We start from the raw sequence: 26215 nt of genomic DNA, 5'->3' as shown, positions 1-26215 counted from the left end.
CCAATTTACATATGTTCAAAAGTCGGTTATGCTAAAAAATATCTTAACAAAAAAGGAAGTGTGCGAAGGATGTCATTAGCTAACATAATTGATCATACAGCTTTGAAACCGCATACACAAAAAGCGGAAATTCTCAAACTTATTGAAGAAGCGAAAACATACAAGTTTGCTTCAGTATGTGTCAATCCGACATGGGTGGCGCTTGCTGCGAAAGAGCTCAAGGGAACTGGAGTCGACGTTTGTACGGTCATCGGCTTCCCGCTCGGTGCCAATACAACTGAAACAAAAGCGTTCGAAACAAAAGACGCGATTTCAAAAGGCGCCACAGAAGTGGACATGGTCATTAACATAGCCGCTTTGAAAGACAAAGAAGACGATGTGGTGGAAGCGGATATCCGCGGTGTGGTGGAAGCTGCTGCCGGAAAAGCGCTTGTCAAAGTCATTATCGAAACATGCCTTCTGACCGATGAAGAAAAAGAACGTGCGTGCCGTTTAGCGGTGTCTGCGGGAGCGGACTTCGTGAAAACATCAACAGGCTTCTCTACAGGCGGCGCAACGAAGGAAGATATCGCCTTAATGCGCAAAACAGTAGGTCCTGATATCGGCGTGAAAGCATCTGGCGGAATCAGAACGAAAGAAGATGTAGACACAATGGTTGAGGCTGGAGCAAGCCGAATCGGCGCCAGCGCAGGCGTTTCCATCGTAAAAGGAGAAAACGCATCAAGCGGGGACAACTATTAAAAAGCTGACGGAAGGCAGACTGCTTTCCGTTTTCTGAGGAAACAGTGATTGTAAGCGAATACAAATAAAGGAGAAACACATATGAAGTATTTGATTGGGATTATCGGTTTAATCGTGTTTTTAGGCCTCGCGTGGATCGCGAGCAGCGGCAAAAAAAGAATTAAGATCCGCCCAATTGTTGTTATGCTCATCTTGCAATTTATCCTTGGCTACATTCTCCTCAATACCGGGATAGGGAATTTCCTCGTAGGAGGATTTGCAAAAGGATTCGGTTACCTGCTTGAATACGCGGCAGAGGGAATCAACTTTGTGTTTGGCGGCTTGGTGAATGCAACCCAAACGACATTCTTTATGAATGTTCTCTTGCCGATCGTGTTTATTTCTGCTCTGATCGGGATTCTGCAAAAGTGGAAAGTCCTCCCGTTTATTATTAGATATATCGGCCTTGCCCTCAGCAAGGTAAACGGTATGGGAAGATTGGAATCGTATAACGCAGTGGCTTCTGCGATTTTAGGTCAGTCGGAAGTATTTATCTCCTTGAAGAAAGAACTCGGTCTTTTAAATCAGCAGCGCTTGTACACGCTTTGCGCATCTGCGATGTCCACTGTATCTATGTCGATTGTCGGCGCGTATATGACAATGCTGAAACCGGAATATGTTGTAACAGCGCTTGTTTTGAACTTATTCGGCGGTTTCATTATCGCTTCTATTATCAATCCGTACGAGGTTGCAAAAGAAGAGGATATGCTTCGTGTTGAGGAAGAAGAAAAACAATCCTTCTTCGAAGTGCTCGGAGAATACATCCTTGACGGTTTCAAAGTAGCGGTTGTCGTCGCTGCGATGCTGATTGGATTTGTCGCGATTATCGCCTTGATCAATGGCATTTTTAATGCAGTATTCGGTATTTCGTTCCAAGGCATTCTTGGATATGTGTTTGCTCCATTCGCTTTTCTTGTGGGTATTCCATGGAATGAAGCTGTTAATGCGGGAAGCATTATGGCAACAAAAATGGTGTCGAATGAATTTGTCGCCATGACGTCGCTTACGCAAAATGGTTTCCATTTCAGTGGCCGTACAACAGCGATCGTATCGGTATTCCTTGTGTCATTTGCGAACTTCTCCTCAATCGGAATTATTGCCGGTGCCGTAAAAGGACTGAATGAAAAGCAAGGAAATGTCGTCGCTCGTTTCGGCTTAAAATTATTATACGGTGCTACGCTTGTCAGCTTTTTATCAGCAGCAATTGTGGGCTTGATTTACTGAACTTAATCGAAAAGGATCGGTGACCAAACATGAGAATGGTAGATATCATCATCAAAAAACAAAACGGAAAAGAACTCACCACTGAAGAAATTCAATTTTTCGTGAACGGCTATACGGACGGAAGCATTCCTGATTATCAGGCAAGCGCGCTTGCTATGGCGATTTTCTTCCAGGATATGAGTGACCGTGAACGCGCGGACTTGACGATGGCTATGGTGAACTCCGGTGAAACGATTGATCTTTCTGCCATTGAAGGAATTAAAGTGGATAAACACTCCACCGGCGGCGTCGGCGACACGACAACGCTCGTTCTCGCCCCGCTAGTTGCGGCTCTTGATGTGCCGGTTGCCAAAATGTCTGGCCGCGGCCTCGGCCATACGGGCGGCACGATTGATAAGTTAGAGGCAATCGACGGCTTCCACGTGGAACTGACGAAGGATGAATTTATTAAGCTTGTGAACCGCGACAAGGTTGCGGTCATCGGCCAAAGCGGCAATTTAACGCCGGCTGATAAAAAACTGTACGCGCTTCGTGACGTAACGGGAACAGTCAATTCCATTCCGCTCATTGCAAGTTCGATTATGAGTAAAAAAATCGCTGCCGGGGCGGACGCCATCGTGCTTGACGTAAAAACGGGAGCGGGCGCCTTCATGAAAACAGAAGAAGACGCAGCTGAACTTGCCAAAGCAATGGTACGCATCGGAAATAACGTCGGCCGCCAAACAATGGCTGTTATTTCAGACATGTCCCAGCCGCTTGGCTTTGCGATCGGAAACGCGCTTGAAGTCAAAGAAGCGATCGACACGCTCAAAGGCGAGGGGCCTGAGGATCTTCATGAGCTTGTCTTAACGCTCGGCAGCCAGATGGTTGTGCTTGCGAAAAAAGCCGACACATTGGACGAAGCGAGAGCGAAGCTGGAAGAAGTCATGAAAAACGGCAAAGCGCTTGAGAAGTTCAAGGATTTCCTGAAAAACCAAGGCGGCGACAGCTCAATTGTTGACGATCCGTCTAAGCTTCCGCAAGCGGCATATCAAATTGAGGTGCCTGCGAAAGAAGCGGGTGTCGTCTCCGAAATCGTCGCGGACGAAATCGGCGTCGCAGCAATGCTGCTGGGTGCCGGACGCGCCACGAAAGAAGACGAAATTGATTTAGCCGTTGGCATCATGCTCCGCAAAAAGGTCGGCGACAAAGTAGAAAAAGGCGAACCGCTCGTGACGCTTTACGCCAACCGCGAAAACGTCGATGAAGTCATAGCAAAAGTCTATGACAACATCCGCCTCGCCGCGGAAGCGAAGGCGCCGAAGCTGATTCATACGTTGATTACAGAGTAAAAAATAAAGCACATCCCATGCTGAGCGGGGGTGTGCTTTTTTGATTATAGGATGTGATCAGCCGGATATTCCTCTTGGCTGATTTTTTTCGTTTTTGAAACATTTCTTTTGAAATGGTAGATGAGATAACAAAGGATGATACAAGGAATTCCGCAGAAAAGTGCGATTCTTTGATTGGGATCAAAAGCAAGACCGATACAAGAAGCTGAACATAATAAGAGAGCGGCTATAGGCATAAGAGGATAAAGCGGCGTGCGAAATGTCAGGTCTTTTACATTTCCCCCTTTTTTCAGAAACCTCTTTCGAAACAAGAGCTGGGACAAGGCAATGCTCATCCAGACCACGACTCCTGCAAATCCAGCAATTGCAACCATCACCACATAGACAGTTCCAGGGGCCACGATACTGGAAACGAGAGATAAACAAGATACAGCCATACTGATCATTAAGGCATTTAAAGGAATCCCTTTCGATGTGACTTTCTTAAAACGGGAGCTGATCATGTTTTCATTTGCTAACGACCACATCATACGGGTCGAAGCATATAAGCCTGAGTTGGCGACAGACAGCAAGGCTGTTAATATCACGAAATTCATAATGTCCGCGGCGTAAGGGATTCCGATCTCCGCAAATACGGCGACAAACGGGCTTTCGATCACGCCTGCGTCCTGCCACGAAATCAACCCGGATAAGACGAAGACAGCGCCAATGAAAAAAATGACTGTTCTCCATGCGACATTACGGATGGATCGCGGAATATCCTTTTGAGGATTTGCTGATTCTCCTGCTGTAACGCCGATTAACTCTGTACCGGAAAAGGCGAAGCTAACAGATATCATCGCGATAAAAACGGCGAGAAAGCCATTCGGAAACAGCCCGCCATGGTCTGTGAAATTCGACAGCATAGGAGCATCCGCCATCCCGTTTAAAGAGATCAGGCCAAACATGGCGGCTCCTCCTAAAATGATAAATAAAATAATAGTGACAATTTTTACGCTGGAAAACCAGAATTCAGTTTCCGCAAATAACTTAACTGAAAATGCGTTGCATACGAAAAGAAGAGCCGCAAAAATCGCACTCCACATCCACACACTGCTGTCCGGGAACCAGCGCTGCATGAGAATACCGGATGCGGTAAACTCAGAACCTACCGTCACCACCCAATTGATCCAATACATGATGCCGACCATAAAACCGGTTGATGGGCCGATGAATGTTGTCGCATATTTTTGAAAAGAGCCGGTTACCGGCATGGCAACCGACAATTCGCCGAGACATTGCATGACGAGGTACATCATCAACCCGCCGATTACATAAGCGAGTATCGTACCGCCGGGTCCGGCTTGATGCAGCGTATAGCCTGTACTGAGAAAAAGTCCTGTGCCTATGACGCCTCCCAATGAAATCATAAATAAGTGCCTGCTTTTCATTGTGCGTTTTAGCTGTTGGCCGCTGTTCTCCTGAAGATTCACTGTCTCGCCCTCCTTTTAGCTGCCATTCATTAGGCAGATGAGTTTCTTATACCCAAAATACAACCTGCCAGAAGATCACTTGAATGGGGAGAGTTTCATTCCTTTTAATGCATGTAACAGAACATGGGCTGCAGCTCTGCTTGTCATATCCCGGAAATCGAGGGTAGGATCAACTTCAACGATTTCAATCCCGGCGACATTGGGCTGTTGTGCGATGAACTTGACGGCTTCAAGCAATTCATCTGTATAGAGACCGCCCGGCCCAATCGCTGGACAGCCGGGTGCATGGGACTGGTCTAAGACATCCATGTCAACAGATATAAAAATGAAATCTGTTCTTTTTTGAACAGCAGGCAAAATCTCTTTTATCGTTGGGATTAGTCCTTTTTTCCGGATCATGCCCATCGTGTGAATGTTCACGTTATGTTTTTTGGCATAAGCTTCATATGCCTGGCTGTTGCTGAATTCTCTGATACCCAGCTGGATCAAATGTTGGCCCTCAATAATCTCTTCATCCAAAAGGCGGCGGAAGGGAGTGCCGTTTGTCGGCCCCCCGTCCTCCGTATTGCGGACATCATGATGGGCATCAAATTGAATCACTGCTGTCGTTCCTTTTGTTTGTGCTATCGCTTTTATGGTGGAGTAGCTGATCGAGTTATCTCCCCCGAGTACGAGCGGCACCCAATCCGGATGGTCCGAAAGCAGAGCGTGCATGGTTTGGAAAATGTGATGATGCGACTTTACGATATCAGTGACATGAATATCGATATCCCCCAGATCATATAGAAGATCTGATACGACGTGCTCTCCAAGCTCAGCAGAATAGGCTGATGAATGTTTCAGAGCCTGACGTATTGTTCCAGGTGCAAAGGAAGCGCCTGAATGACTGATGGAGGATTTTGATAGGGGGACACCTATCAACGCCGGTCCCTTAATGTCTTGGCCGTCCCATGCTGCGATGAGGTCGCCCATTTTTGTGACATCCCGGTCCTTAAACGAATACCCGGCTTCTCTAAGAAAAGGGTACTTATCCAAGAATGGCTCCCTCCCTGTTGACAACAATTGTTCCATTTTTCATGACTTGATGTACATGGTTGACTCCGTAGTGATACGGAATATACATATAGTTCGAGGCTTGCCAAATGACAAGATCAGCTGAGCGGCCAGCTTTGAGCTGACCGGCTTCTTCTCCTTTTCCTATGGCATATGCGGCATTGACTGTGACCGCGTGCCATATTTCTTCTGCTGTCATCTTCAAATGAAGCGCGGCAATCGACATGATCAGCTGGATATTTTCAGTCGGCGAGCTGCCAGGGTTAAAATCCGTTGCCAAGCTGATACATACCCCTTCATCGATCATAGCTCTTGCCCTGGCGTATGTGCTTTTGCCAAGATAAAATGTTGTTCCCGGCAAGAGGACGGCAATCGTTCCTGCCTCGGCCATTTTCGATATGCCTTCGTCCGATGCACCTACCAAATGGTCGGCTGATATAGCCTTTAACTCACCTGCTAACTCGGCTCCTCCAAGCGGATCGATTTCATCTGCGTGTATTTTTAATCCGAAGCCCGCCTCAGCTGCTTGTTGTAAATAACGGCGGGATTGGCTGACTGTAAAAACGCCTGTTTCTGTAAAAATATCAGCAAAGCCGGCGAGCTCTTGTTCTTTGATTTCTGGCAAAAGGGAAAGCATTTGATCAAGAAATTGATCTGGATCGTTTTGATATTCGGGAGGAATCGCATGGGCTCCCATAAATGTGGAAACAAGATCAACAGGCTGGCTTTCATGCAGTTTTTTTGCGACACGCAATTGTTTCAGCTCTGTATCTTTTTCCAAGCCGTAGCCGCTTTTCACTTCTGCCGTGGTCGTGCCGTAGGACAGCATTCTTTGCAGATGAAAATGGGCTTTTTGCAGCAGCTCTTCTTCTGAAGCCGCCCTGGTGTCCTTGACTGTAGATAGAATCCCGCCGCCCTGCGCCAGAATATCCAAATATGAAATGCCCTGAAGCTTAAGGTTCATCTCCTTTTCACGAGATCCGCCAAATACAAGATGGGTGTGCGGATCAACGAGGCCAGGCGTTACAAGGCGTCCCGAACAATCAATGATTTCGTCTGCCTCGTAACCGGCTTCAGCCCCTTTTTGTCCGGCGAACACAATTTTCTGTTCATGGATGCCGACAACAGCGTCTTCGATCACATGAAGATCCTGCATGCTTTTGCCTGCACGCGGGCCGCTGCTTTCCATCGTTAAAAGCTGACCGATGTTGGTGAGAATCGTATCAATTTGCTTTGGCATATCATCACTCCTTTATTTTTGCATCGGCACGATAATGTCCTGTTCCTTCGCTACTTCAACGGCACGTTCATAACCGGCATCAGCGTGGCGGATAATGCCCATTCCCGGGTCGCTCGTTAAGACACGGGCGAGCCGCTCGTCAGCCAGCTCACTTCCATCGGCAACGGCAACCATACCGGCATGCAGGGAATAGCCCATTCCGACGCCGCCGCCATGGTGGAAGGAAACCCAGCTTGCACCCGCCGCTGTGTTGACAAGCGCATTCAGCACAGCCCAATCGCCGACAGCGTCACTTCCGTCCTTCATCGCTTCTGTCTCCCGGTTTGGAGAGGCGACAGACCCGCAGTCCAAATGATCTCTCCCAATTACGACAGGCGCTTTTAGCTCCCCGGTTCTAACCAGCTCGTTAATGGCGAGGCCCATCTTTTTTCGTTCTCCATATCCAAGCCAGCAAATACGGGACGGCAAGCCTTGGAACGTGACTTTTTCCTGTGCCATATCAATCCAGCGGTGAAGGGCTTTATTTGTCGGGAACAGTTCTTTTAATAACGCATCCGTACGGTAAATATCTGCCGGATCACCGGAAAGCGCCGCCCAGCGGAACGGTCCTTTTCCTTCACAGAATAAGGGGCGGATGTAGGCAGGGACAAACCCCGGAAAATCGAAGGCATTCTCCAGCCCTTCATCCTTTGCGACTTGCCGGATATTGTTGCCGTAGTCAAATACAATAGAGCCCTTTTGTTGAAAGGCCAGCATGGCTTCGACATGTTTTTTCATGCTTTGCTTCGCAAGGCGCACGTAAAGATCTGGATTGTCTTGACGCAAACGGTCAGCTTCATCAAGTGAATAGCCCTCGGGAACATAACCGATTAAAGGGTCATGGGCAGATGTCTGATCGGTCACAATATCAATTTTGACACCGCGGTTCAAAAGTGTGTGATGCACCTCAGCTGCATTTCCGAGAAGCGCAATGGACAAAGGTTTTCCTGCCAATTTTGCCTCTTCAGCCCACGCTAAGGCTTCCTCAATCGATGCTGTTTTTCGATCGCAGTATTTTGTTTCGATCCGCTTGTCGATACGTTTCTCATCAACCTCGACGGCGATGACGACGCCTTCATTCATCGTGACAGACAGCGGCTGGGCGCCTCCCATTCCGCCGAGACCCGCTGTCAGTGTCAATGTTCCTTTTAAGCTGCCTCCGAAGTGCTGTCGCGCGAGCTCAGCAAAGGTTTCATAGGTTCCTTGCAATATGCCTTGTGAGCCAATGTAAATCCAGCTGCCAGCCGTCATCTGTCCGTACATCATTAACCCTTTTTTCTCAAGCTCGTGGAAATGCTCCCAGTCTGCCCACTTCGGAACAAGAACAGAATTTGCTAAGAGCACACGCGGGGCCTGCGGGTGTGTACGGAACATGCCAACAGGCTTTCCGGACTGCACGAGCAAGGTTTCATCATTTTTTAGTGTTTTTAAGGAATGCTCAATGGCGTGAAAAGCGTCCCAATCCCGTGCGGCTTTGCCAATGCCGCCATATACGATGAGATCCTCCGGCTTCTCGGCGACTTCCGGATCAAGGTTGTTCCGAAGCATCCGAAGCACCGCCTCTTGCTCCCACCCTAAGCATTCAAGCTCTGTTCCTCTGTTGGCACGGATTGATTTTTTTACATCAGTCATATGTTCATCCCCCTTAGTTCTTCATTCTGATGATCAGGTAATAAAGATTCTTTTTTCAGCCAGTCAGTCAAGCGTTCAATGTCATAGGAAAAAACACGGTCCTGCTGAATGGACGGCACGACTTTTCTCATTTCCTGAAAAAGCTGTTTCGTATAGGACGCTGCATGTTCTATGCCTCTGTATTCAACCGCCTGCAATGCGCAAATCGCTTCAATCGCAATAACTCTCCTTGTATTTGCGATCACCTGATAAGCATGCCGAGCGGCGATGGTTCCCATGCTGACATGGTCTTCTTGGTTTGCGGATGACGGAATAGAATCCACACTTGCAGGATGGGCCAGTGTTTTATTTTCAGAAACGAGTGAGGCCGCGGCATACTGCATGATCATTGCACCGGATTGCAGACCGGGATGAGGGCTTAGGAACGGCGGCAGGTCATTCAGCTGCGGATTCACAAGTCGTTCGATCCTGCGCTCTGCGATATTCGCAAGCTCTGAAATTGCGATTTTTAGAAAATCCATGGCAAAGGCGATCGGCTGTCCGTGAAAGTTTCCGCCGGAAATCACTTTGTCACCATCATTGAAAATAAGCGGATTGTCTGTAGCGGCGTTCATTTCAATCTCTAATTTTTCTTTAACATAGCCTAGCGTCTGCCAAGTTGCACCGTGTACCTGCGGGATACAGCGCAATGAATAGGCATCCTGCACCCGCAGTTCTCCCTGGGAGGTTATCAGGCCGCTGTCAGATAGATAAAAGCGAATTCGTTCTGCGACATCGATCTGCTCCTGATAGCCGCGGGCTAAGTGAATATCCTCGTCAAATGCATCGATAATTCCCCGCAAGCCTTCAATCGTTAAGCTGGCAATTCGCTCTGTTTGATAGGCTAGTTTCTCAGCTTCAATGTAGGCGACCACTCCCATTGCAGTCATGGCCTGAGTCCCGTTAATCAAGGCAAGCCCTTCCTTGGATGTCAGCGTTACCGGCTGAATATCGGCTTTTTTCAAGCCTGTCATTGCCGGCATTCTTTCCCCCTCAAAAAAGACTTCTCCTTGCCCGATCAGCGCAAGCGCCAGGTGGGAAAGCGGCGCCAAATCTCCGCTTGCGCCAAGTGATCCCTGCTGGGGAATGACAGGATGGACGCGTTTATTTAAAAAAGCAAGCAACTGTTCGATTAGCTCAGCGCGTACACCGGAAAAGCCTTTTAACAGCGCATTGGCGCGCAAAAGCAACATTGCCCTGGACACACACTCAGGAAAAGGGTCGCCGACACCGCAGGCATGAGAGAGGATTAAATTCAGCTGCAGCGCCGCCGAGTCTTCTTTCTGAATCAGGACATCGCTGAATTTGCCAAATCCGGTGTTGATGCCGTAGATTGTCTTTTCGTCACGTACAATCCGTTCCACTGCCGCTCTGCTTTTTTTCACGCGCTCCATACTTTCCTCGGAAGCCGCTGCCTTCTCAAAATCAAACAGCACACGAGCGACGTCGGCTGTTGTCAATGAAGAACCGTCTAAAGTCACCATAAGCCCAACTCCTTTTTCTTTACTTTGGTAAAGCGCCCATACAAAAAGGAGCTATGCTGTGAACATCTGTTTTCACGCATAGCCCCCTATCGTCTATGATCTATGGGCTGTTTCATATGTGATTAATTCCAACACCGAATGTCTCGTGCTCAAGACCTTTAATCGGCGCCCCGATTGTTCCGTAAAGCGAGACAGCAATCCAATCGCCTTCCGCTTCACTTTCATAAGGATTTCCCCTCAAAACAGCAAACCTCAAGCCCACCGTCCGAAGCAGTGATCCAAGCAGCATTTCACCTCTGGTCACGCCGTGCAAAGCCTCCATCGTCGCATGATAAAGCGCGTGTGACTCCCGATAACCCTCAGATTGAATGACACCGCTCTTTTTGGAAGCGGTTTCAATTGCAGCTACTACTTTATGCGCGTCCATTGATCCTACCTTGCCGAGACAGACCTTCCATCCATCTCGCTCCAGCTCCTCGACCTGTGTACTCTCTTCCGCCTCATTCAGCAACAGAAGAACAGACAGCCGTCCGATCCGACGCTCTTTATGCAGTGTCATATGAATCACTCAATTCCTAAAAATTCTGATAACTATTAACTGAGTATTATATTAATTGGTTCAGCAGCAGAAGTCAAAAGATTTTTTACAGTCTTTAACAAGTTAGATTGCTATTGTGATAGCGAGACGCAGACACGATATCCAGACAGGAGGCAAGCGCCGCTGTCTTACTCTCAATATGCATTTACTACGTCGTATTTTTCGCAAGGCATTTTCTAAAGAGCCAGCCAACTGCCTCAGGTGTTGACGGGCAATCAGCCATCATCTTAAAAAACGCCGACAACGAAATGGCTGTATCACAGTCGATGCAAAACCTGACAAAGCAGTTATTACATGTATGCGAATGAAAACAGAGTGATGAAAGAAGGAGAAACAGCAAAAGAGTTGAACTATGAAGGAGAGGATATGCAAGCAGCAGTTCTGCGCAAGACTGACAGACATCAGTCTGACTATGTAAGAGAAATCACCTATTTGTTTGAATATGAAAACATTCGGCTGTTTTTAATAGGCGGGGTATTTTCATAGTGAAATGTAAGCGTTTAAAATTTAATAAAAAAGAGAGGCGAATTGTTTAGATGTTCAACCGATTGTTCCGTGTATGTTTTCTTGCGGCTCTTATCATGGCCTTCACCCTCCCAAACTCCGTTTATGCACAAAAACCAGTATTTAAAGAAGTTAGCGTCCATGACCCTTCCATCATTGAAACGAACGGCACCTTTTATGTTTTTGGATCTCATCTCGCTTCAGCAAAAACGAATGACCTCATGCAATGGCAGCAGCTGACCACCAGCGTAAGCAATGACAACCCACTGATTCCGAATGTCTATGAAGAATTAAAAGAAACCTTCGAATGGGCCCAATCCGACACTCTTTGGGCGGCTGACGTCACGCAGCTGGCGGACGGCAAATACTACATGTACTACAACGCCTGCCGCGGCGACTCGCCTAGGTCCGCCATGGGTGTTGCCGTCGCTGACAACATCGAAGGGCCATACAAAAACAAAGGCATCTTTTTGAAATCAGGAATGGAAGGCACAAGCAGCGATGGAACACCGTATGACGCAACCAAACATCCGAATGTCGTCGACCCGCATACCTTCTTTGATAAAGACGGAAAGCTGTGGATGGTGTACGGATCATACTCAGGCGGCATTTTCATACTTGAAATGAATCCGAAAACGGGCTTCCCGCTTTCTGGACAGGGATACGGGAAAAAACTGCTCGGCGGAAACCACAGCAGAATCGAAGGCCCGTATGTTCTCTACAATCCAGACACCCAATACTACTACTTATACCTATCATATGGTGGTCTCGATGCAACAGGCGGCTATAACATCCGTGTGGCCCGCTCCAAGAAACCGGACGGTCCTTACTATGATGCAGAAGGCAATCCAATGCTCGACGTCCGCGGCAAAGAAGGCACATTCTTCGACGACCGCTCCATCGAACCATATGGCGTCAAACTCATGGGCAGCTACACTTTTGAAACAGAAAATGAAAAAGGCACCGGGTATGTTTCACCAGCCCACAACTCCGCATACTATGACGAGAAAACCGGGCGTTCCTATTTAATCTTCCACACCCGCTTCCCGGGCAGAGGTGAAGAACACGAAGTCAGAGTCCACCAATTGTTCATGAACAAAGACGGCTGGCCGGTAGCAGCGCCATATCGTTATGCAGGCGAAACATTGAAAGAAGTAAAACAAAAAGACATCACAGGAACGTACAAACTCATCCAGCATGGAAAAGACATCTCAGCCGACATCAAAAAAACCATCAACATCCAGCTCAACAAAAACCACACCATTTCCGGGGAAATGACCGGAACATGGAAGAAAACCGGAAAAAACACAGCTGAGATCACATTATCGGGCAAGAAGTATAACGGGGTATTTGTACGCCAGTGGGATTCGGTGAGAGAGAAGAACGTGATGACGTTTAGTGTGTTGAATGGCAGCGGTGAGGCTGTTTGGGGATCTAAATAAGATGAAGAAGCGCCTTCGAGGGAAGGCGTTTTTTTATGATTATTATTGACTAATAGTAACAGTTAAGCACGAGGGGGAAATATAAATGATAGTGAGATGAAAGACCTAAATGAAAAGTCCCTATTGTGATTATTCGCCCTCTTGTGAAATCGTAAAAAACGTATTTTTAGCAAATTAGAACCGCTTTAACTTCCCTTAAGACAAACCTTTTTACCTATTTATCCAATATGACCCATCATGTAATATGAAAATAGTCTGTATTGTAAAGAATTGACACAGTTTGATAGAAACACGAGGTGTTGCGGCATGCATAGTGAAATGTTGTTACATTCGGTAAAAGCCGACTTACATGAAAAGCAGGAACAGATCCATCAATTAAAACGAGTGCTGCACGAAATTAGGCAAATCAAACACGATTTCTCTGAGGCCCAGCATCTCATTCACCGGCCTCATCTTCACCGGGAGGCATGGAGAGGAACACATGCGGAGCGGTTTGAAGATATTCGTGAAGGAATGAACAAAGCATATCAGCAAATCAAAAGCGATCAAGTCAGCGGAATCATCGAAAGCATAGAAGGAAAAATCCACTCATTAGAGAGCGATGTGTATTCCATCAGACACCAAATCACGAGGATAGAGCATGAAATAGAGAAGGAAAAACATAAAAAGTGAGGTGAGCACAAATGGCACAGGAAATTAAAATGGTCTATGGCACAGTGAAGCAAGGTCTCTCACAGCTTAGGAATTCAGCTGAACTCAAATCCTCCTTGCCAGGCCATCTCTCAGGACGAAACCATTTGAGTGCGGTAAAGTCTATCGAGCAATTAAATGAGGACATCAAAAAGCTCACTGAAGCATATGCGTCCGTTCTGGCCAAGCATATCGCACAAACGGAAAGCGCGGTAAACGCCATGAAGGAAACGGACGAAAACATATCATCTTCCATGAAATAAAGCGCGGGAGGACAAGGGATTGAAAACATTAGATGTCCACGCTCTTCACGAGGGCATTCAGCATACGATTGAGAAACTGGACAAGCAAAAACAGCAGCTGGAGAAGCTGGAAAAAAGCGTTGAGCATCTGGCTGGCATGAAGGATGCGCTAAAAGGAAAAGGCGGAGATGCCATCCGGACCTTCTACGAGGAGTGCCACAAGCCTTTTCTCCTTTTCTTTGGCATGTTTATCGACGAATACAAAAAAGTGCTGAAACAAACACAGCATGCGATTTCCTCTGTAGAATCTGACTCCCACGGCATGATCGCAGAGGCTTTTCTCTCACACGACGCGAGACACGGGGTCAAGCATGCACGAGAAGTGACAGAGCAGCTCACAGATGCAGTCAATCGCCAAACATCAGCTATCGACCACATCGTCAGCCTGCCGACAGTCAATGACTCCTTTTTCCGGATGGAAACAGAACAGGCTGAGCGACTGATTTCAGACACCCTGAATAAGCTCTTTCAATTTGACGGCCAGCAAACTCAAGCACTAGAAACGGCAAAATCAGATTTTCAAACGATGAAAAAATATATAGACCAGCTCGAAACCATGTACACCGGTCCGAAAATTGAAATCACAGGCTACAAAAGCGGCTCCATCCTGAAATCAAAGGAAGAAGAAAACATCAACCAAACCTTCGGCGGCATTAACCCGCAAATGAAGCGGGCGGATGATTCTCCGATGGAGATGATGTTGAAGAAACTGGAGAAACATAAGCAGTCCAACGTTGATACTGTGATGAAGGAAGGCAAACAACAGAAGATTGAGCGTGAGATTCATGCTGATGATAGTAACGTAACAGTTCTGCAGAAAGAAGCAGCAGCTCACCCGAAAGTCTATGGAGACATACGGGTGATAAATGATAAACTGTATAATCATAAAGGATTAAAAAAGATAGATACGATTCAAGTGATTGACGAGCTAGAAAGTGATACTGCAAGCATTGACTACGTCGGCGGCAAATATTTTGTATATGAAAATGGCCAAATTGTGAGAGAATTCTACGCTGGAGGGAAAAAGCGTCTAGAAGAAGTGTCTTACATTCCAGAGGATAAAGTTGGCGGAGCTAAGCCACTTGATTCGTTTCTTGCCGGAACTCAATATGAATTTATTGAGTGGGTAAGCCCTCAGGGCGCTGTGAAAAAATTGGCGGTCCGAGGCGGGAAGCGTGTTGTCAAAGATGTGGCTAAACATGTTGCGGAGAAGGAAAGTAAGGGTGAGGTTAATAAGGTTGCTTCTAAGAGTGTCAAAAACCTTAAACATCCTGTTTTAGATAATAACCGAGTAGGTAGTGCATTAAAAGAGGATTTTTACCATAGTTTTAATGATATAGTTGATAACTATGCAATTAATGCACAAAGATTTGATTTACCAAATAGAAAAGGGCATATGGATTCACTGTACCAGATAGAAGGTTCAATGGTGAAGTATGACACAAAATACAAAAAGGTTAAGAATAATGCTCCTGAAATGATAGAGAAGAAAGAAACGATTCGTGGTGTATTTGAATGGGTTGTGGATCCTACAACTAACAAAGTAACCCATCGAACTTTCATTCCAGGTGGAAAAGTATCAGGGAAAATAAACCAATGGGGAAGGTAAAAGAATGTATACAGTTGAGATCATCAAGAAAAATGAATTTGAATGTAACTGGATTACATTGTTTATTGGCAGAAAATTTAAGTTAATTTCTTCACAAGAAGTTACAAATTATGCAGTTAATCATTTAGAGAATAACCCTAATATTAAAAATGAAAATATCCTTGAATTGGCGTGGGAACAAACTGAAGAAAAAGTAGATTTTTTATTAGAACAAATAGTGTCTGATGGTTCTTCTGAAGTCATGAATAGAGAGTATCATAAGTGGTTATACAGTGTTTTAAAGGATATATATATTAATTCCTCAGATGATATGGTGTTTAGCGACATTGAGAACATTTTTTTTATGTTTAACTCACCTGAACATATGCACAATTTTTTTAGAACTGTATCGGATGCGTTTTATTATCCTTCTGATTCGGAATATACAGTAAAAGAACTGCTGAAAGAATTTCTGAAAACAGAGAAGCAAATAATTCTCAATTAATTAGGATTGGAAAACACGCATTTTCTTGCTTGTGTTAACGTACACCACCTAACGTTGAATAAGAAATAGCGGAGATAGTTTAATTGCTCAAGTATAAATATGATTATGATGAAGTCATTTTGGATTTGGAAAAAGAGGAAATACTTAAAAATGGTTTCCTTATTAGTAATTCGTTAGGATTTGATATATTTAGTGATTTCGATAGCGTAAAGGAAGAAATTGACAATCAATAAAAGTATTGTCTGGTAAATTACCAATATTAGGAATCTTAGGAAATTTAAATTTAATTAGTTCTGATAAACATAAAACAGTGGTTGAAAATATTTTCGCAGATTAGCAGATAGATATGCACAATAGAGACGGTGGGATATACCAAGATCACTTTAATCTGGGCAAAATAAAGTATTAAGTACAAAAACAAAAGAGGTGTTTTAGCAACAGAAGAAGCTGCTGAAAGAATGGAATGGATAAAAGAAAAGTGGATTGAATTGAAGTTTACTAATTGAGGAATAAACAGTGGCGGTATACATTTTATTACTAAAAGAATATGAAGATGATGAAACTGTGGTTTACAAATTTGGACCAAATGAAAATACTATGGGTAAAATTAAATTAAATAAAATAACTAGGAAGTTTTCAGAGTTAGAAGAAATTCCTGATAAAGATCTCCCGTCAACATTTTATTTTGATCGAGCTGCACAAAGATTAGCTGTTTGTTTAGTAAGAGAAGGAGGTGTATTTCCAGAAAAAACAGCTTTTGAGTCTTAGCCTATGATAAAACCTTGATTGGCAAAACGCCTTTCAAGGTTTTAATGTATAAAAACAATCTCTATCTTATTCAATATAATAAAAAACAAAGAGGTTCACCTATGATATATAAAGCGCTTGTTAAAGGACTTGATACTCATATAGAAGCGGAAGTGACACTCGAAATTGATGGTATTGAATTCACAGGTTTTTCATCAGTTTGTCCTTATGAAATTGAAGTCGGGAAAAAATATCCTGTGTTGATTGGCTTTACGATTTTTGATGAGTTAATGATTCGTGAAAATAAAGAAGGAATAAAAGATAAACACGAATTGATTTAGGATATCAATATTATATTAGGGGAGTTTTACAAGAGGATTCAATTGATGCAGGAATTGTTCTTACTGATGAAGATGAGTATTTTTCTGAATATCCTCATTTGATTGGGGAACATGTCGAGATAAAGGTTGACAGGATAAGCATAGAATTTTCAAGTAATTAGCAGGTAATTTGAAATCATGTTAAAAACATTAGAATGTAGAGATAAAAAGCCTATGAAAGTAGAATTTGATGTCTATACACCAATTAATATAGAGTTTGGAAATTGGGATATATCAGAATATAAAACGGTATACTGGAGAACCGGTGATTTTAAAAAATCATTAATCGAAATAGGATTTGCACAAAAAACAGGAGAAATTCATTCTATTACATTAACGCTGTGTGAAAGTGTTTATAAATCTAAAGAATCGAATATAGAAAACATTGAACCAATTAAAGGGGTTCCTGTTTTTAACGTGGACCTGCAACAGAATGAAACGTATTGATGAAAAAGGAATATTAAACGTATATATAACAGATAAGACAGTATATATTCAATTTTCAGCTCATGAGATAGAATCTCTTATAGAAAATAATCACGTGTTATTTTGTTTAGATGGTGATGACAACTTTTGTGGCATTATTATAAACGATGTAGGAGATGATAAAATTAACATATTAGAAGAGGCATTAAAATAAAGAAAAACCATGAAGAGCGAACCTTCTAAGGTTTTTCAAAATTATCATCACTTTCTAGCAACCCAAATAAAAAGGTAAGGGGCAGTTTAAAATGTTCACTACTTACAATGAATATGATTTATTTGAACTGTTTGAAAGTGAGCCAATAAGCGTGTCGAGTGATCCCCTTGCAGAAGTATTCATGTATTCTATCCAGGATATGATAGGCTTTAAACTGATTCTGACAATGGATGTATACGCTTTGGAGTGCAATCTAAGTCTTGCCTTCAATGAGTTGCTTGTTTTTGAATCTAAGTTTATAAATGTTACTAAATTAAAGAGATGTAATTCTGATCTATTTATATATATTCATAACGAACCAAAGGTAAAGGTTATATTTAAAAAGCAACTTGGAATTATTTTTATTTAGTGACATATATGAAATTCAAGGATGTAGGAAATTGAAAATCACGTTAAATACTTTCAAAGTACATTATGTAAATTACGATTGGAAAACTCTTTACGTTGGATTGAAGCAGGGGTGGATAAACAAAATTGAAGTAATGAATTATGCTATTGAATATTTGATGAACCATCCCGGTATACAACAAGAAGAAATTCTAGAACTGGCTTGGGGAGACAAGGATGATATTGAAGAAACCATTTTGAATATAATACGAGTTGAAGAAAATAGTTTTTATGCTATTGAAAAAAGAAAATGGAGATATGTTATTCTTCTTGAAGTAAAATCAAAGTATAATGATCATGCAACCGAGCTTTTGGGCAAACTTGCAGAAGTTTATGCAGATATGAATTACCCTGAAGATATGGAGGGTTTTATTCATTATCAGCCTTCTCATAACGGATGCAACCCACATTTATATTCCTATGAAAAAAATATAAATAGATTATGCAATTTGTTTCAAGCCTTTTTGGTAAAAGAAAAACAAAATATACATAATAGCTTATCTCTATAAACAACACAGTCCTTAATAAGGAATTCCCCTTAGTCAAACACCAAAAATGAAAGCGTTGACACACCCGCAAATCTAGTGCTAAAGTATACCTACAAACAAATAAAACGACCCGGCAGGATTGTTACTGCGAAAGCAGGCAAAACCTAAATGGTGCAGGTGCAGGAGGAGACTCTCGCAATCTGTGTCGTTTAGGTTTTTTTATTCTCTTTTAGGAGGTGATGCGGCAGTTGATACAAAAAAAGCTGGTGAAAGGCGGCCACCTTTCATCCAGCAGTCCCCCCATAAAAAGGAGGTATACACATGGATTATGATAAATTATCGAAAGACATATTACAACTCGTAGGCGGGGAAGAAAATGTTCAGCGCGTGATTCACTGCATGACGAGACTGCGTTTTAATCTTTATGACAACGCGAAGGCGGATCGCAGTCAGCTGGAGCAGCTGCCGGGGGTGATGGGTACCAATATCAGCGGCGAGCAGTTTCAAATCATTATCGGAAACGATGTGCCGAAGGTGTATCAGGCGATTGTGCGGCACAGCAATCTCAGTGATGAAAAGAGCGTTGGTTCATCTTCTCAGAAAAAGAATGTGCTGAGTGCGGTTTTTGATGTGATTTCTGGTGTGTTTACTCCGATTCTGCCTGCGATTGCGGGAGCGGGAATGATCAAAGGGCTTGTTGCGCTGGCAGTTACGTTTGGCTGGATGGCGGAGAAGAGCCAGGTTCATGTCATTTTGACGGCTGTCGGTGATGGCGCGTTCTACTTCCTGCCGCTCCTGCTTGCGATGAGTGCGGCGAGAAAATTCGGAAGCAATCCGTACGTAGCGGCAGCCATTGCGGCGGCGATTCTGCACCCGGATTTGACAGCCCTGCTCGGTGCGGGGAAACCGATTTCCTTTATCGGGCTTCCTGTAACCGCTGCCACTTATTCGTCAACAGTCATTCCGATTTTGCTGGCGATTTGGATTGCTTCCTACGTGGAAAAATGGATTGACCGTTTTACACACTCGTCTCTCAAATTGATTGTGGTTCCGACGTTGACATTATTGATTGTCGTGCCGCTGACATTGATTACAGTCGGTCCGCTTGGCGCTATTTTAGGAGAATACTTGTCTTCTGGGGTCAATTATTTGTTTGATCATGCAGGGCTTGTGGCGATGATTTTGCTGGCAGGAACATTCTCTTTAATCATTATGACGGGCATGCATTATGCCTTTGTGCCAATTATGATCAACAACATCGCTCAAAACGGACACGATTATTTACTGCCGGCTATGTTTTTGGCGAATATGGGGCAGGCCGGGGCATCATTTGCCGTCTTCCTTCGCTCCAGAAACAAAAAATTCAAATCACTCGCGCTTACCACGAGCATCACGGCGCTGATGGGGATCACAGAACCTGCGATGTACGGCGTGAATATGCGTTTGAAAAAGCCGTTTGCGGCCGCTTTGATTGGCGGTGCAGCAGGTGGCGCGTTTTACGGCATGACGGGTGTTGCTTCCTATATCGTCGGGGGGAATGCAGGACTGCCGAGCATCCCTGTCTTTATCGGGCCAACGTTTATTTACGCGATGCTCGGTCTCGTGATTGCATTTGTGGCGGGAACAGCAGCTGCGTATTTGCTTGGATTCGAGGATGTGTCTTCTGACGGCAGCCAGCAGCCGGCAGTGCATGAGGGCAGCGGAGAAATCATTCACAGCCCGATTAAGGGAGAAGTGAAAGCCTTAAGCGAAGTCAAAGATGGGGTGTTTTCTGCCGGGATCATGGGAAAAGGATTTGCTATAGAGCCAGAAGAAGGAGAAGTGGTCTCGCCTGTTCATGGAAGTGTTACCACCATTTTTAAAACAAAACACGCCATTGGCATTACGAGTGATCAGGGAGCTGAAATTCTCATACACATTGGATTGGACACCGTTAAGCTGGAGGGACAATGGTTCACGGCTCATGTCAAAGAAGGCGACAAGGTCGCACCGGGAGATCCGCTCGTGTCCTTTGACCTGGAGCAAATCAAAGCCGCGGGATATGACATCATTACCCCGGTGATTGTGACCAATACAGACCAATATTCGTTTTCGCCGGTGAAAGAGATCGGTAAAGTGCAGACAAAAGAAGCGCTGCTTGCTTTATCTTAAAAAACTGATGGGGTGATCAATATGAGTTCAAATGCAAAACGATTTCCAGAAGGATTTTTATGGGGCGGCGCAGTTGCTGCCAACCAAGTGGAGGGTGCTTATAACGAGGGCGGTAAGGGGCTTTCGACAGCTGACGTATCGCCGAACGGCATCATGTCTCCATTTGATGAATCAAAGACTTCCTTGAATCTGTATCACAACGGGATTGACTTTTATCATCGTTATAAAGAGGATATCGCTTTGTTTGCGGAAATGGGTTTTAAAGCGTTCCGTACATCAATTGCGTGGACGAGAATTTTTCCGAATGGCGATGAAGAGGAGCCCAATGAAGAAGGTCTTAGATTTTATGATGATCTGTTTGATGAGCTGTTAAAGCATCATATTGAGCCTGTTGTAACCATCTCTCATTATGAAATGCCGCTCGGTTTAGTGAAGAAGTATGGCGGCTGGAAGAATCGCAAAGTCATAGAGTTTTATGAACGCTATGCAAAAACGGTTTTCAAACGCTATCAACACAAAGTGAAGTATTGGATGACGTTCAATGAAATTAACGTGGTGCTCCATGCCCCGTTTACCGGAGGCGGTCTTGTCTTTGAAGAAGGAGAAAACAAACGAAACGCGACGTACCAGGCGGCACACCACCAATTTGTCGCCAGTGCTCTTGCTGTCAAAGCGGGTCACGAAATCATTCCTGATTCGAAAATCGGCTGTATGATAGCGGCCACGACAACCTATCCGATGACCTCTAAGCCGGAGGATGTCTTCGCGGCAATGGAGAATGAGCGCAAAACACTATTCTTCTCAGACGTTCAAGCAAGAGGCGCGTACCCGGGATATATGAAACGCTATCTGGCTGAAAACAATATTGAAATTGAAATGGCTGAAGGCGATGAAGAGCTCTTGAAAGAACATACGGTAGATTACATTGGATTCAGCTACTACATGTCGATGGCGGCGAGCACTGATCCGGAAGAGCTTGCAAAATCAGGCGGCAACCTGCTGGGGGGAGTTAAAAACCCTTACCTGAAATCATCAGAATGGGGCTGGCAAATTGACCCGAAAGGCTTGCGCATTACGCTCAACACATTATACGACCGCTATCAGAAGCCGCTGTTCATTGTTGAAAACGGCTTGGGCGCTGTAGACAAAGTTGAGGATGACGGCTCAATTCAGGACGATTACAGAATCAACTATCTGCGTGATCATTTAATTGAAGTGCGCGAAGCCATTGCGGACGGCGTTGAATTAATCGGATACACATCATGGGGGCCAATTGACCTTGTCAGTGCATCTACTGCGGAAATGAAAAAACGCTACGGCTTCATTTATGTGGACCGGGACAATGAAGGAAACGGAACATTAAACCGCATCAAGAAAAAAAGCTTCAACTGGTATCAGCAGGTCATCGCTACAAACGGAGAGAGTCTCTGACAACTTTTTGAAAACTCATGCGCTTCAATTGACAATAACGAAAAGCAGGCGGACAATAAAAGAGAAAGATGAACCACCCACAGTCCGAAAGGCGGGAAGAGCATGTTTAACAAAATGTTAGTTGCGATTGACGGATCAGATATGAGTGAAAAAGCGCTTGATGCCGCAGTGCATTTGGCCAAAGAGCAGCAAGCGGAACTAAGCATTCTTCATGTGGGGAGAGAAGCCGTCGTCACGACTTCTTCTCTGACGGGAATTGTCTATGTGCCTGAACATTTTATTGATGAAATCAGGAACGAAGTTAAAAAAGAAGGCCTGAAAATCCTAGAGAACGCAAAAGAAAAAGCAGCCGATAACGGTGTTCAAGCTGAAATCATTTACGCGAATGGCGAGCCGGCACATGAAATACTAAATCATGCAAAAGAGAAAGGCGTCAGCCTGATCATCGTTGGCAGCCGGGGGATCAGCGGCCTGAAAGAAATGATGCTTGGAAGCGTCAGCCATAAAGTGTCTCAATTATCAACCTGCCCGGTTTTGATTGTTCGATAGATTTATTGAAAAAGCGCCCCTTGGGCGCTTTTTTTATTTATTAGAAAATGTAACTAATAATATATCTCGATGCGCACCATCTCTATTTGCAGTGCCGACCGGTGTAACCGCATGAAAGACCTTTTGCCCGAGAGCAAGTGTTTCAAGCGGGTCTGTCAGCCGCAGCACTTTATCAATTTGCTTAACAGACGGAGCAATTAAGTTATCTCCTCCGATAGCATCCTCGCTCAGCTGAAATAGATGGACGAAAACAAGCGGTTCATCGTCACGATGCAGCCAAATGGGTGAGCTGTATGAAGGCGCGTCAGGTGTCACTTGATATCTGACTTGGTGAAGCCCGACGATCACTTCTTTCTCCCAATCTACAAAATCGGTTTGGCGGGCCATTTCTACATTTGAATGTATCATTTGCTGCGTAATAGGATGCTGTAGAAACTCATCTGATATTTTTTCAAATTGTCTGACGATACCACCGTCATCATAATTATATTCTTTTGATTGGAAATATCCATTATCCGGATCTAATTCAAGAGTGTCGGAGTGAGGAGCCAAAATGTAGCGGGAATGCGCTCTGTAACGGCCGCCTCCTTTAGGATCAGCTTTCAAAGCGTCATATGTAAGCTGTAATTCGCAGACTGCGGCGTCTGTATTTTTTTGCCGGTAGAAATCTGCTGGAATATACGAATAGCCGTTTTCCTTTAAAAAAGAAGCATATTTAGAAATATCGGATCTCAACTCTTTTTGTACGTTTGAAACTTGAACCATATGAATCTCTCCTTAAAAAGTAGATGATTTTTTTAGTAATTTCCTGTATGATAGAAAATGTGGAAAATAGAGGATGTAGTGCAATGCTAAATTATTTGTAATATATTGTCAAATAATAATATTCAGATTATTACAAATTACCAAAATGAAAAAAGGCAGAATGTAAAATGATGAAAAAAAAGAATATAATGATCACTGGGGGAAATAGCGGAATCGGCTTTGCGGCAGTAAAGCAATTTCTAACAGAAGGCTTTCGAGTCGTTGGAGTGGATATTCAAACGAATAAAATGTCAGAATTTATAGTAAACGGTGAGTTTCAGATGGAAAAAGCAGACTTGTCTGATGTCCAGCAGGCGGAATCTTTGATGCCAAAACTTGAACAAAGCCGATTGATCCCGGATATTTTGATCAATGCAGCAGGGATAAGAGAAATCACCCCTGTTCTTGAATTATCGGCAGAATCATTCAAAAAGGTCATAGACATTAATCTCACGGCAGCCTTTATTCTTTCCCGAGATGCGGCAAGGCTGTGGTCAAAGCTGGGAAAACGAGGCTGTATAATCAACATCGCCTCTGTGTCCGGTCTGATGGCAGAGCCTGCGCGGGCTGCCTATGTGTCTTCCAAGCACGCGGTCATCGGACTGACGAAGCAGCTCGCTATGGAATTTGGATCAAAGGGGATCAGGGTGAATAGCATTTCACCGGGCGTGATCCAAACAGAATTAACGGAAGAGTATTTTCAAGACGATGAAATGGTTCAGCTGATCAAGGATAACCATGCCCTTCATACGTGGGGGCAGCCGAGTGATATTGTTTCCTGTATGAAGTATTTGGCTTCTGATGAGGCGCACTTTATTACAGGTTCAAACTTTGTCATAGACGGCGGCTGGACGGCCGGCAAGAAACTATAAAAAAGGGAAAAGCACCTTGCAGTTGGGGTGCTTTTCCCTATACATAACTGGAGGTAGAATACGCTTGATGCAGCAAGATCTCTCAATCACACCAAAACAAAAATCAACAGCCGTAATCAAAATGGTCATCTCTATGGTGATTTTCGGCTCCATCGGCTTTTTCTCAGAGCATACCAATCTGCCGTCATTTGAATTGGTCTTTGTCCGCTGCCTTTGTGCGACGCTATTTTTAAGCTTTTGCTGGCTGGCGTCCGGCCAATATAAAACTGAAAAATGGAGAAAGAGAGACGTGCTGCAAACATTGGCGTGCGGTTTCTTTCTTGTATTCAACTGGGTGTTCTTATTTAAGTCTTTTGAAGAAACGTCCGTTACAATTGCTATCTCCGTTTATCACCTAGCACCGGTGCTTGTTCTTCTCCTGGGAAGCATCATCTACAGAGAGAGATTACATGTCATCTCCGTCAGCTCCATTATCATCTGTTTTCTGGGAACTGCGCTGATTTCCGGGATTAACGGCAATACTTCATTGACGCAGCTGATGGGATCAGGGATCATTTGGGCCGTTCTCGCCGCCCTGTTTTATGCGTTCACCACTTTATTGGGAAAAGGCATTCAAAACCTCAGCCCTTACACGACCACCTTCCTGCAAACGGGTTTAGGGGTTATCATTCTGATTCCGTTTATTCACTTCGGCGCTTTTGCTGACCTTTCTCAGGGAAACTGGATTATGGTGGTATCTACCGGTATTATTCATACGGGTATTGTATATTTGTTGTTTTTTGACAGCTTGCGATTTTTATCAACGAAATTTATTTCAATCATTGTCTTTCTCGACCCCGCTGTCGCGATCGTGCTCGATACCGTCTTTACAGGTTTCCGCCCTGACCTCTATCAAACGCTCGGCATCGTGCTGATCTTTGCGGGCATGGCCTTGACGCTTGTCAGGAGGCGGGGGAAGGCGGATGTGGTTGCTGAAGACAATAATATAGAACAAGCTTGAGAAAGAAAGCGTAAAAGGCCTTAGGGGGCCTTTTTTTATTCTTAAAATAACATAAACATTCTAGAAAAATATTGTAATTGTATTCCGAGGGCGCTAACATTGTTGAATCAATAATACAGTTATTTCAATTTTTGCGCCGGATCATTTGATCTGTGATCAGTTAGGAAGAACCTGATAATTGGCTGTGGGATGTTTAAAATTTTAACAAAGACAAATGCCATATAGAATCCTTTACAAAGTAATACGGTAAGGATGGAGGAGACAGTTCATAATGTGGGTTTAAAAGGGGAAAAGTTAATGTACTATTTTTATGAAATATCAACTCTCAATGACTATGATCGGGTTGAAAAAGAATATAGAACAATAGAGGATATAATATTCGACATATTAAAAAAAATAGAAAGTAAACAATATGCAATGTATTCTTATTCAGTTTCAAATAAAGATAGTTATGATCGCATATACTCGGCAAGATTAAAAGGAAATACTTTGTTTAATCCTAAAAAAATATCTTTTACGAAAACATCAGCAGAAGAATACAAAAATACAATTGTTGCTCATGAGAATATCATATTAGTGAGAAAAGACGATGAGTTAAAAAATATATTAAGCACAGTTCATATAACAGAAAAAACAATAATTAAAGATTTACTGAATATTGTCTTCTATCATATAGAAATAACAGATTCTGAGACAATCAGAATAGGTTCAAGACATAGAGAAAATATTTTAAATATCATTTAACAAATTTTAAATAGTATATTTTACGCTTTTGTATGGAAT

The 26215-nt window shown here is 43.9% G+C and carries 24 protein-coding genes and 3 pseudogenes; 20 read left to right on the top strand and 7 right to left on the bottom strand.

Annotated features, from left to right (window positions below):
- Positions 1-69: 69 nt before the first annotated feature.
- The 3 genes from deoC (at position 70) to JQX68_RS20270 (ending at position 3335) form a co-directional block, all read left to right on the top strand.
- Positions 70-741 carry a deoxyribose-phosphate aldolase gene (gene deoC / locus JQX68_RS20280; protein ID WP_040081299.1) on the top strand — a complete coding sequence of 224 codons (672 nt, stop codon included), beginning with the start codon at positions 70-72 and terminating at the stop codon, positions 739-741.
- Positions 742-822: 81 nt separating this feature from the next.
- Positions 823-2004 carry a nucleoside permease NupC gene (nupC, locus tag JQX68_RS20275; RefSeq protein WP_205440418.1) on the top strand — a complete coding sequence of 394 codons (1182 nt, stop codon included), beginning with the start codon at positions 823-825 and terminating at the stop codon, positions 2002-2004.
- 29 nt (positions 2005-2033) lie between these two features.
- Positions 2034-3335, top strand: coding sequence for a pyrimidine-nucleoside phosphorylase (locus JQX68_RS20270; RefSeq protein ID WP_205440417.1), 1302 nt, complete (start codon positions 2034-2036; stop codon positions 3333-3335).
- A gap of 44 nt (positions 3336-3379) precedes the next feature.
- On the opposite strand, the gene JQX68_RS20265 is transcribed toward JQX68_RS20270, so the two are convergent.
- From JQX68_RS20265 to hutP, 6 genes are all read right to left on the bottom strand, one after another.
- Positions 3380-4807 (bottom strand): amino acid permease, encoded by a 1428-nt coding sequence (locus JQX68_RS20265; RefSeq protein ID WP_205440416.1) that lies wholly within the window; start codon positions 4805-4807, stop codon positions 3380-3382.
- A gap of 75 nt (positions 4808-4882) precedes the next feature.
- A complete protein-coding gene (hutG, locus tag JQX68_RS20260; protein WP_205440415.1) occupies positions 4883-5842 on the bottom strand; it encodes a formimidoylglutamase in 960 nt (319 codons plus the stop codon).
- Positions 5835-7100 carry an imidazolonepropionase gene (hutI, locus tag JQX68_RS20255; protein ID WP_205440414.1) on the bottom strand — a complete coding sequence of 422 codons (1266 nt, stop codon included), beginning with the start codon at positions 7098-7100 and terminating at the stop codon, positions 5835-5837. Before hutI ends, hutG begins: the two co-directional genes overlap by 8 nt.
- 12 nt (positions 7101-7112) lie before the next feature.
- Positions 7113-8771, bottom strand: coding sequence for a urocanate hydratase (hutU, locus tag JQX68_RS20250; protein WP_014665982.1), 1659 nt, complete (start codon positions 8769-8771; stop codon positions 7113-7115).
- Entirely contained in the window at positions 8768-10294 is a 1527-nt protein-coding gene (hutH, locus tag JQX68_RS20245) for a histidine ammonia-lyase (RefSeq protein ID WP_147772737.1), read from the bottom strand. Before hutH ends, hutU begins: the two co-directional genes overlap by 4 nt.
- Before the next feature lie 112 nt (positions 10295-10406).
- Positions 10407-10853, bottom strand: coding sequence for a histidine utilization transcription antiterminator HutP (gene hutP, locus JQX68_RS20240; protein WP_003243875.1), 447 nt, complete (start codon positions 10851-10853; stop codon positions 10407-10409).
- A gap of 287 nt (positions 10854-11140) precedes the next feature.
- On the opposite strand from hutP, the pseudogene JQX68_RS20235 reads away from it, so the two are divergent.
- The 14 genes and pseudogenes from JQX68_RS20235 to JQX68_RS20175 form a co-directional block, all read left to right on the top strand.
- Positions 11141-11267: pseudogene (locus tag JQX68_RS20235) on the top strand (hypothetical protein); the annotation flags it as partial.
- Positions 11268-11428: 161 nt separating this feature from the next.
- Positions 11429-12838, top strand: coding sequence for an arabinan endo-1,5-alpha-L-arabinosidase AbnB (gene abnB / locus JQX68_RS20230; RefSeq protein WP_147772736.1), 1410 nt, complete (start codon positions 11429-11431; stop codon positions 12836-12838).
- A gap of 306 nt (positions 12839-13144) precedes the next feature.
- Positions 13145-13510, top strand: a complete 366-nt coding sequence (locus tag JQX68_RS20225; RefSeq protein WP_040081314.1) for a YwqH-like family protein — start codon at positions 13145-13147, stop codon at positions 13508-13510.
- A gap of 11 nt (positions 13511-13521) precedes the next feature.
- Positions 13522-13791: a YwqI/YxiC family protein gene (locus JQX68_RS20220; protein WP_147772735.1), complete on the top strand. Its 270-nt coding sequence runs from the start codon at positions 13522-13524 to the stop codon at positions 13789-13791.
- 19 nt (positions 13792-13810) lie between these two features.
- Positions 13811-14588 (top strand): annotated as a pseudogene (locus tag JQX68_RS20215) (ribonuclease YeeF family protein); the annotation flags it as partial.
- Positions 14589-15443: 855 nt separating this feature from the next.
- Positions 15444-15923, top strand: a complete 480-nt coding sequence (locus tag JQX68_RS20210; RefSeq protein ID WP_147772734.1) for a DUF2247 family protein — start codon at positions 15444-15446, stop codon at positions 15921-15923.
- A gap of 516 nt (positions 15924-16439) precedes the next feature.
- Positions 16440-16691: a hypothetical protein gene (locus tag JQX68_RS20205; protein WP_103748163.1), complete on the top strand. Its 252-nt coding sequence runs from the start codon at positions 16440-16442 to the stop codon at positions 16689-16691.
- 101 nt (positions 16692-16792) lie between these two features.
- A pseudogene (locus JQX68_RS20200) lies at positions 16793-17172 on the top strand (hypothetical protein).
- Positions 17173-17188: 16 nt separating this feature from the next.
- Entirely contained in the window at positions 17189-17497 is a 309-nt protein-coding gene (locus tag JQX68_RS21820) for a hypothetical protein (RefSeq protein WP_240345552.1), read from the top strand.
- Positions 17484-17690 carry a hypothetical protein gene (locus tag JQX68_RS21815; RefSeq protein ID WP_240345551.1) on the top strand — a complete coding sequence of 69 codons (207 nt, stop codon included), beginning with the start codon at positions 17484-17486 and terminating at the stop codon, positions 17688-17690. Before JQX68_RS21820 ends, JQX68_RS21815 begins: the two co-directional genes overlap by 14 nt.
- A 440-nt stretch (positions 17691-18130) precedes the next feature.
- Positions 18131-18646, top strand: a complete 516-nt coding sequence (locus JQX68_RS20190) for a DUF2247 family protein (RefSeq protein WP_240345550.1) — start codon at positions 18131-18133, stop codon at positions 18644-18646.
- A gap of 300 nt (positions 18647-18946) precedes the next feature.
- Positions 18947-20776 (top strand): PTS beta-glucoside transporter subunit IIABC, encoded by a 1830-nt coding sequence (gene bglP / locus JQX68_RS20185; RefSeq protein ID WP_187248799.1) that lies wholly within the window; start codon positions 18947-18949, stop codon positions 20774-20776.
- Between the two features lie 21 nt (positions 20777-20797).
- Positions 20798-22207, top strand: coding sequence for an aryl-phospho-beta-d-glucosidase (gene bglH / locus JQX68_RS20180; RefSeq protein ID WP_187248798.1), 1410 nt, complete (start codon positions 20798-20800; stop codon positions 22205-22207).
- Positions 22208-22309: 102 nt separating this feature from the next.
- Positions 22310-22756 carry a universal stress protein gene (locus tag JQX68_RS20175; RefSeq protein WP_040081325.1) on the top strand — a complete coding sequence of 149 codons (447 nt, stop codon included), beginning with the start codon at positions 22310-22312 and terminating at the stop codon, positions 22754-22756.
- 33 nt (positions 22757-22789) lie between these two features.
- Here JQX68_RS20175 and JQX68_RS20170 read toward each other — a convergent pair whose 3' ends face one another.
- Positions 22790-23521: a 2OG-Fe dioxygenase family protein gene (locus JQX68_RS20170; RefSeq protein ID WP_147772732.1), complete on the bottom strand. Its 732-nt coding sequence runs from the start codon at positions 23519-23521 to the stop codon at positions 22790-22792.
- A 167-nt stretch (positions 23522-23688) separates the two neighbouring features.
- Here JQX68_RS20170 and JQX68_RS20165 point away from each other — a divergent pair, with 167 nt between their 5' ends.
- The 3 genes from JQX68_RS20165 (at position 23689) to JQX68_RS20155 (ending at position 26176) form a co-directional block, all read left to right on the top strand.
- Positions 23689-24432 (top strand): SDR family NAD(P)-dependent oxidoreductase, encoded by a 744-nt coding sequence (locus JQX68_RS20165; protein WP_147772731.1) that lies wholly within the window; start codon positions 23689-23691, stop codon positions 24430-24432.
- A 67-nt stretch (positions 24433-24499) separates the two neighbouring features.
- Positions 24500-25432 (top strand): DMT family transporter, encoded by a 933-nt coding sequence (locus JQX68_RS20160; protein ID WP_147772813.1) that lies wholly within the window; start codon positions 24500-24502, stop codon positions 25430-25432.
- A gap of 273 nt (positions 25433-25705) precedes the next feature.
- A complete protein-coding gene (locus JQX68_RS20155) occupies positions 25706-26176 on the top strand; it encodes a hypothetical protein (RefSeq protein WP_240345549.1) in 471 nt (156 codons plus the stop codon).
- Positions 26177-26215: the final 39 nt, after the last annotated feature.

It is taken from the genome of Bacillus sp. LJBS06, assembly GCF_016924995.1.
Taxonomy (GTDB): Bacteria; Bacillota; Bacilli; order Bacillales; family Bacillaceae; genus Bacillus; species Bacillus stercoris.
The sequence above is the reverse complement of the archived record's forward strand: the minus strand, read 5'-3'. Positions and strand labels throughout refer to the sequence as shown.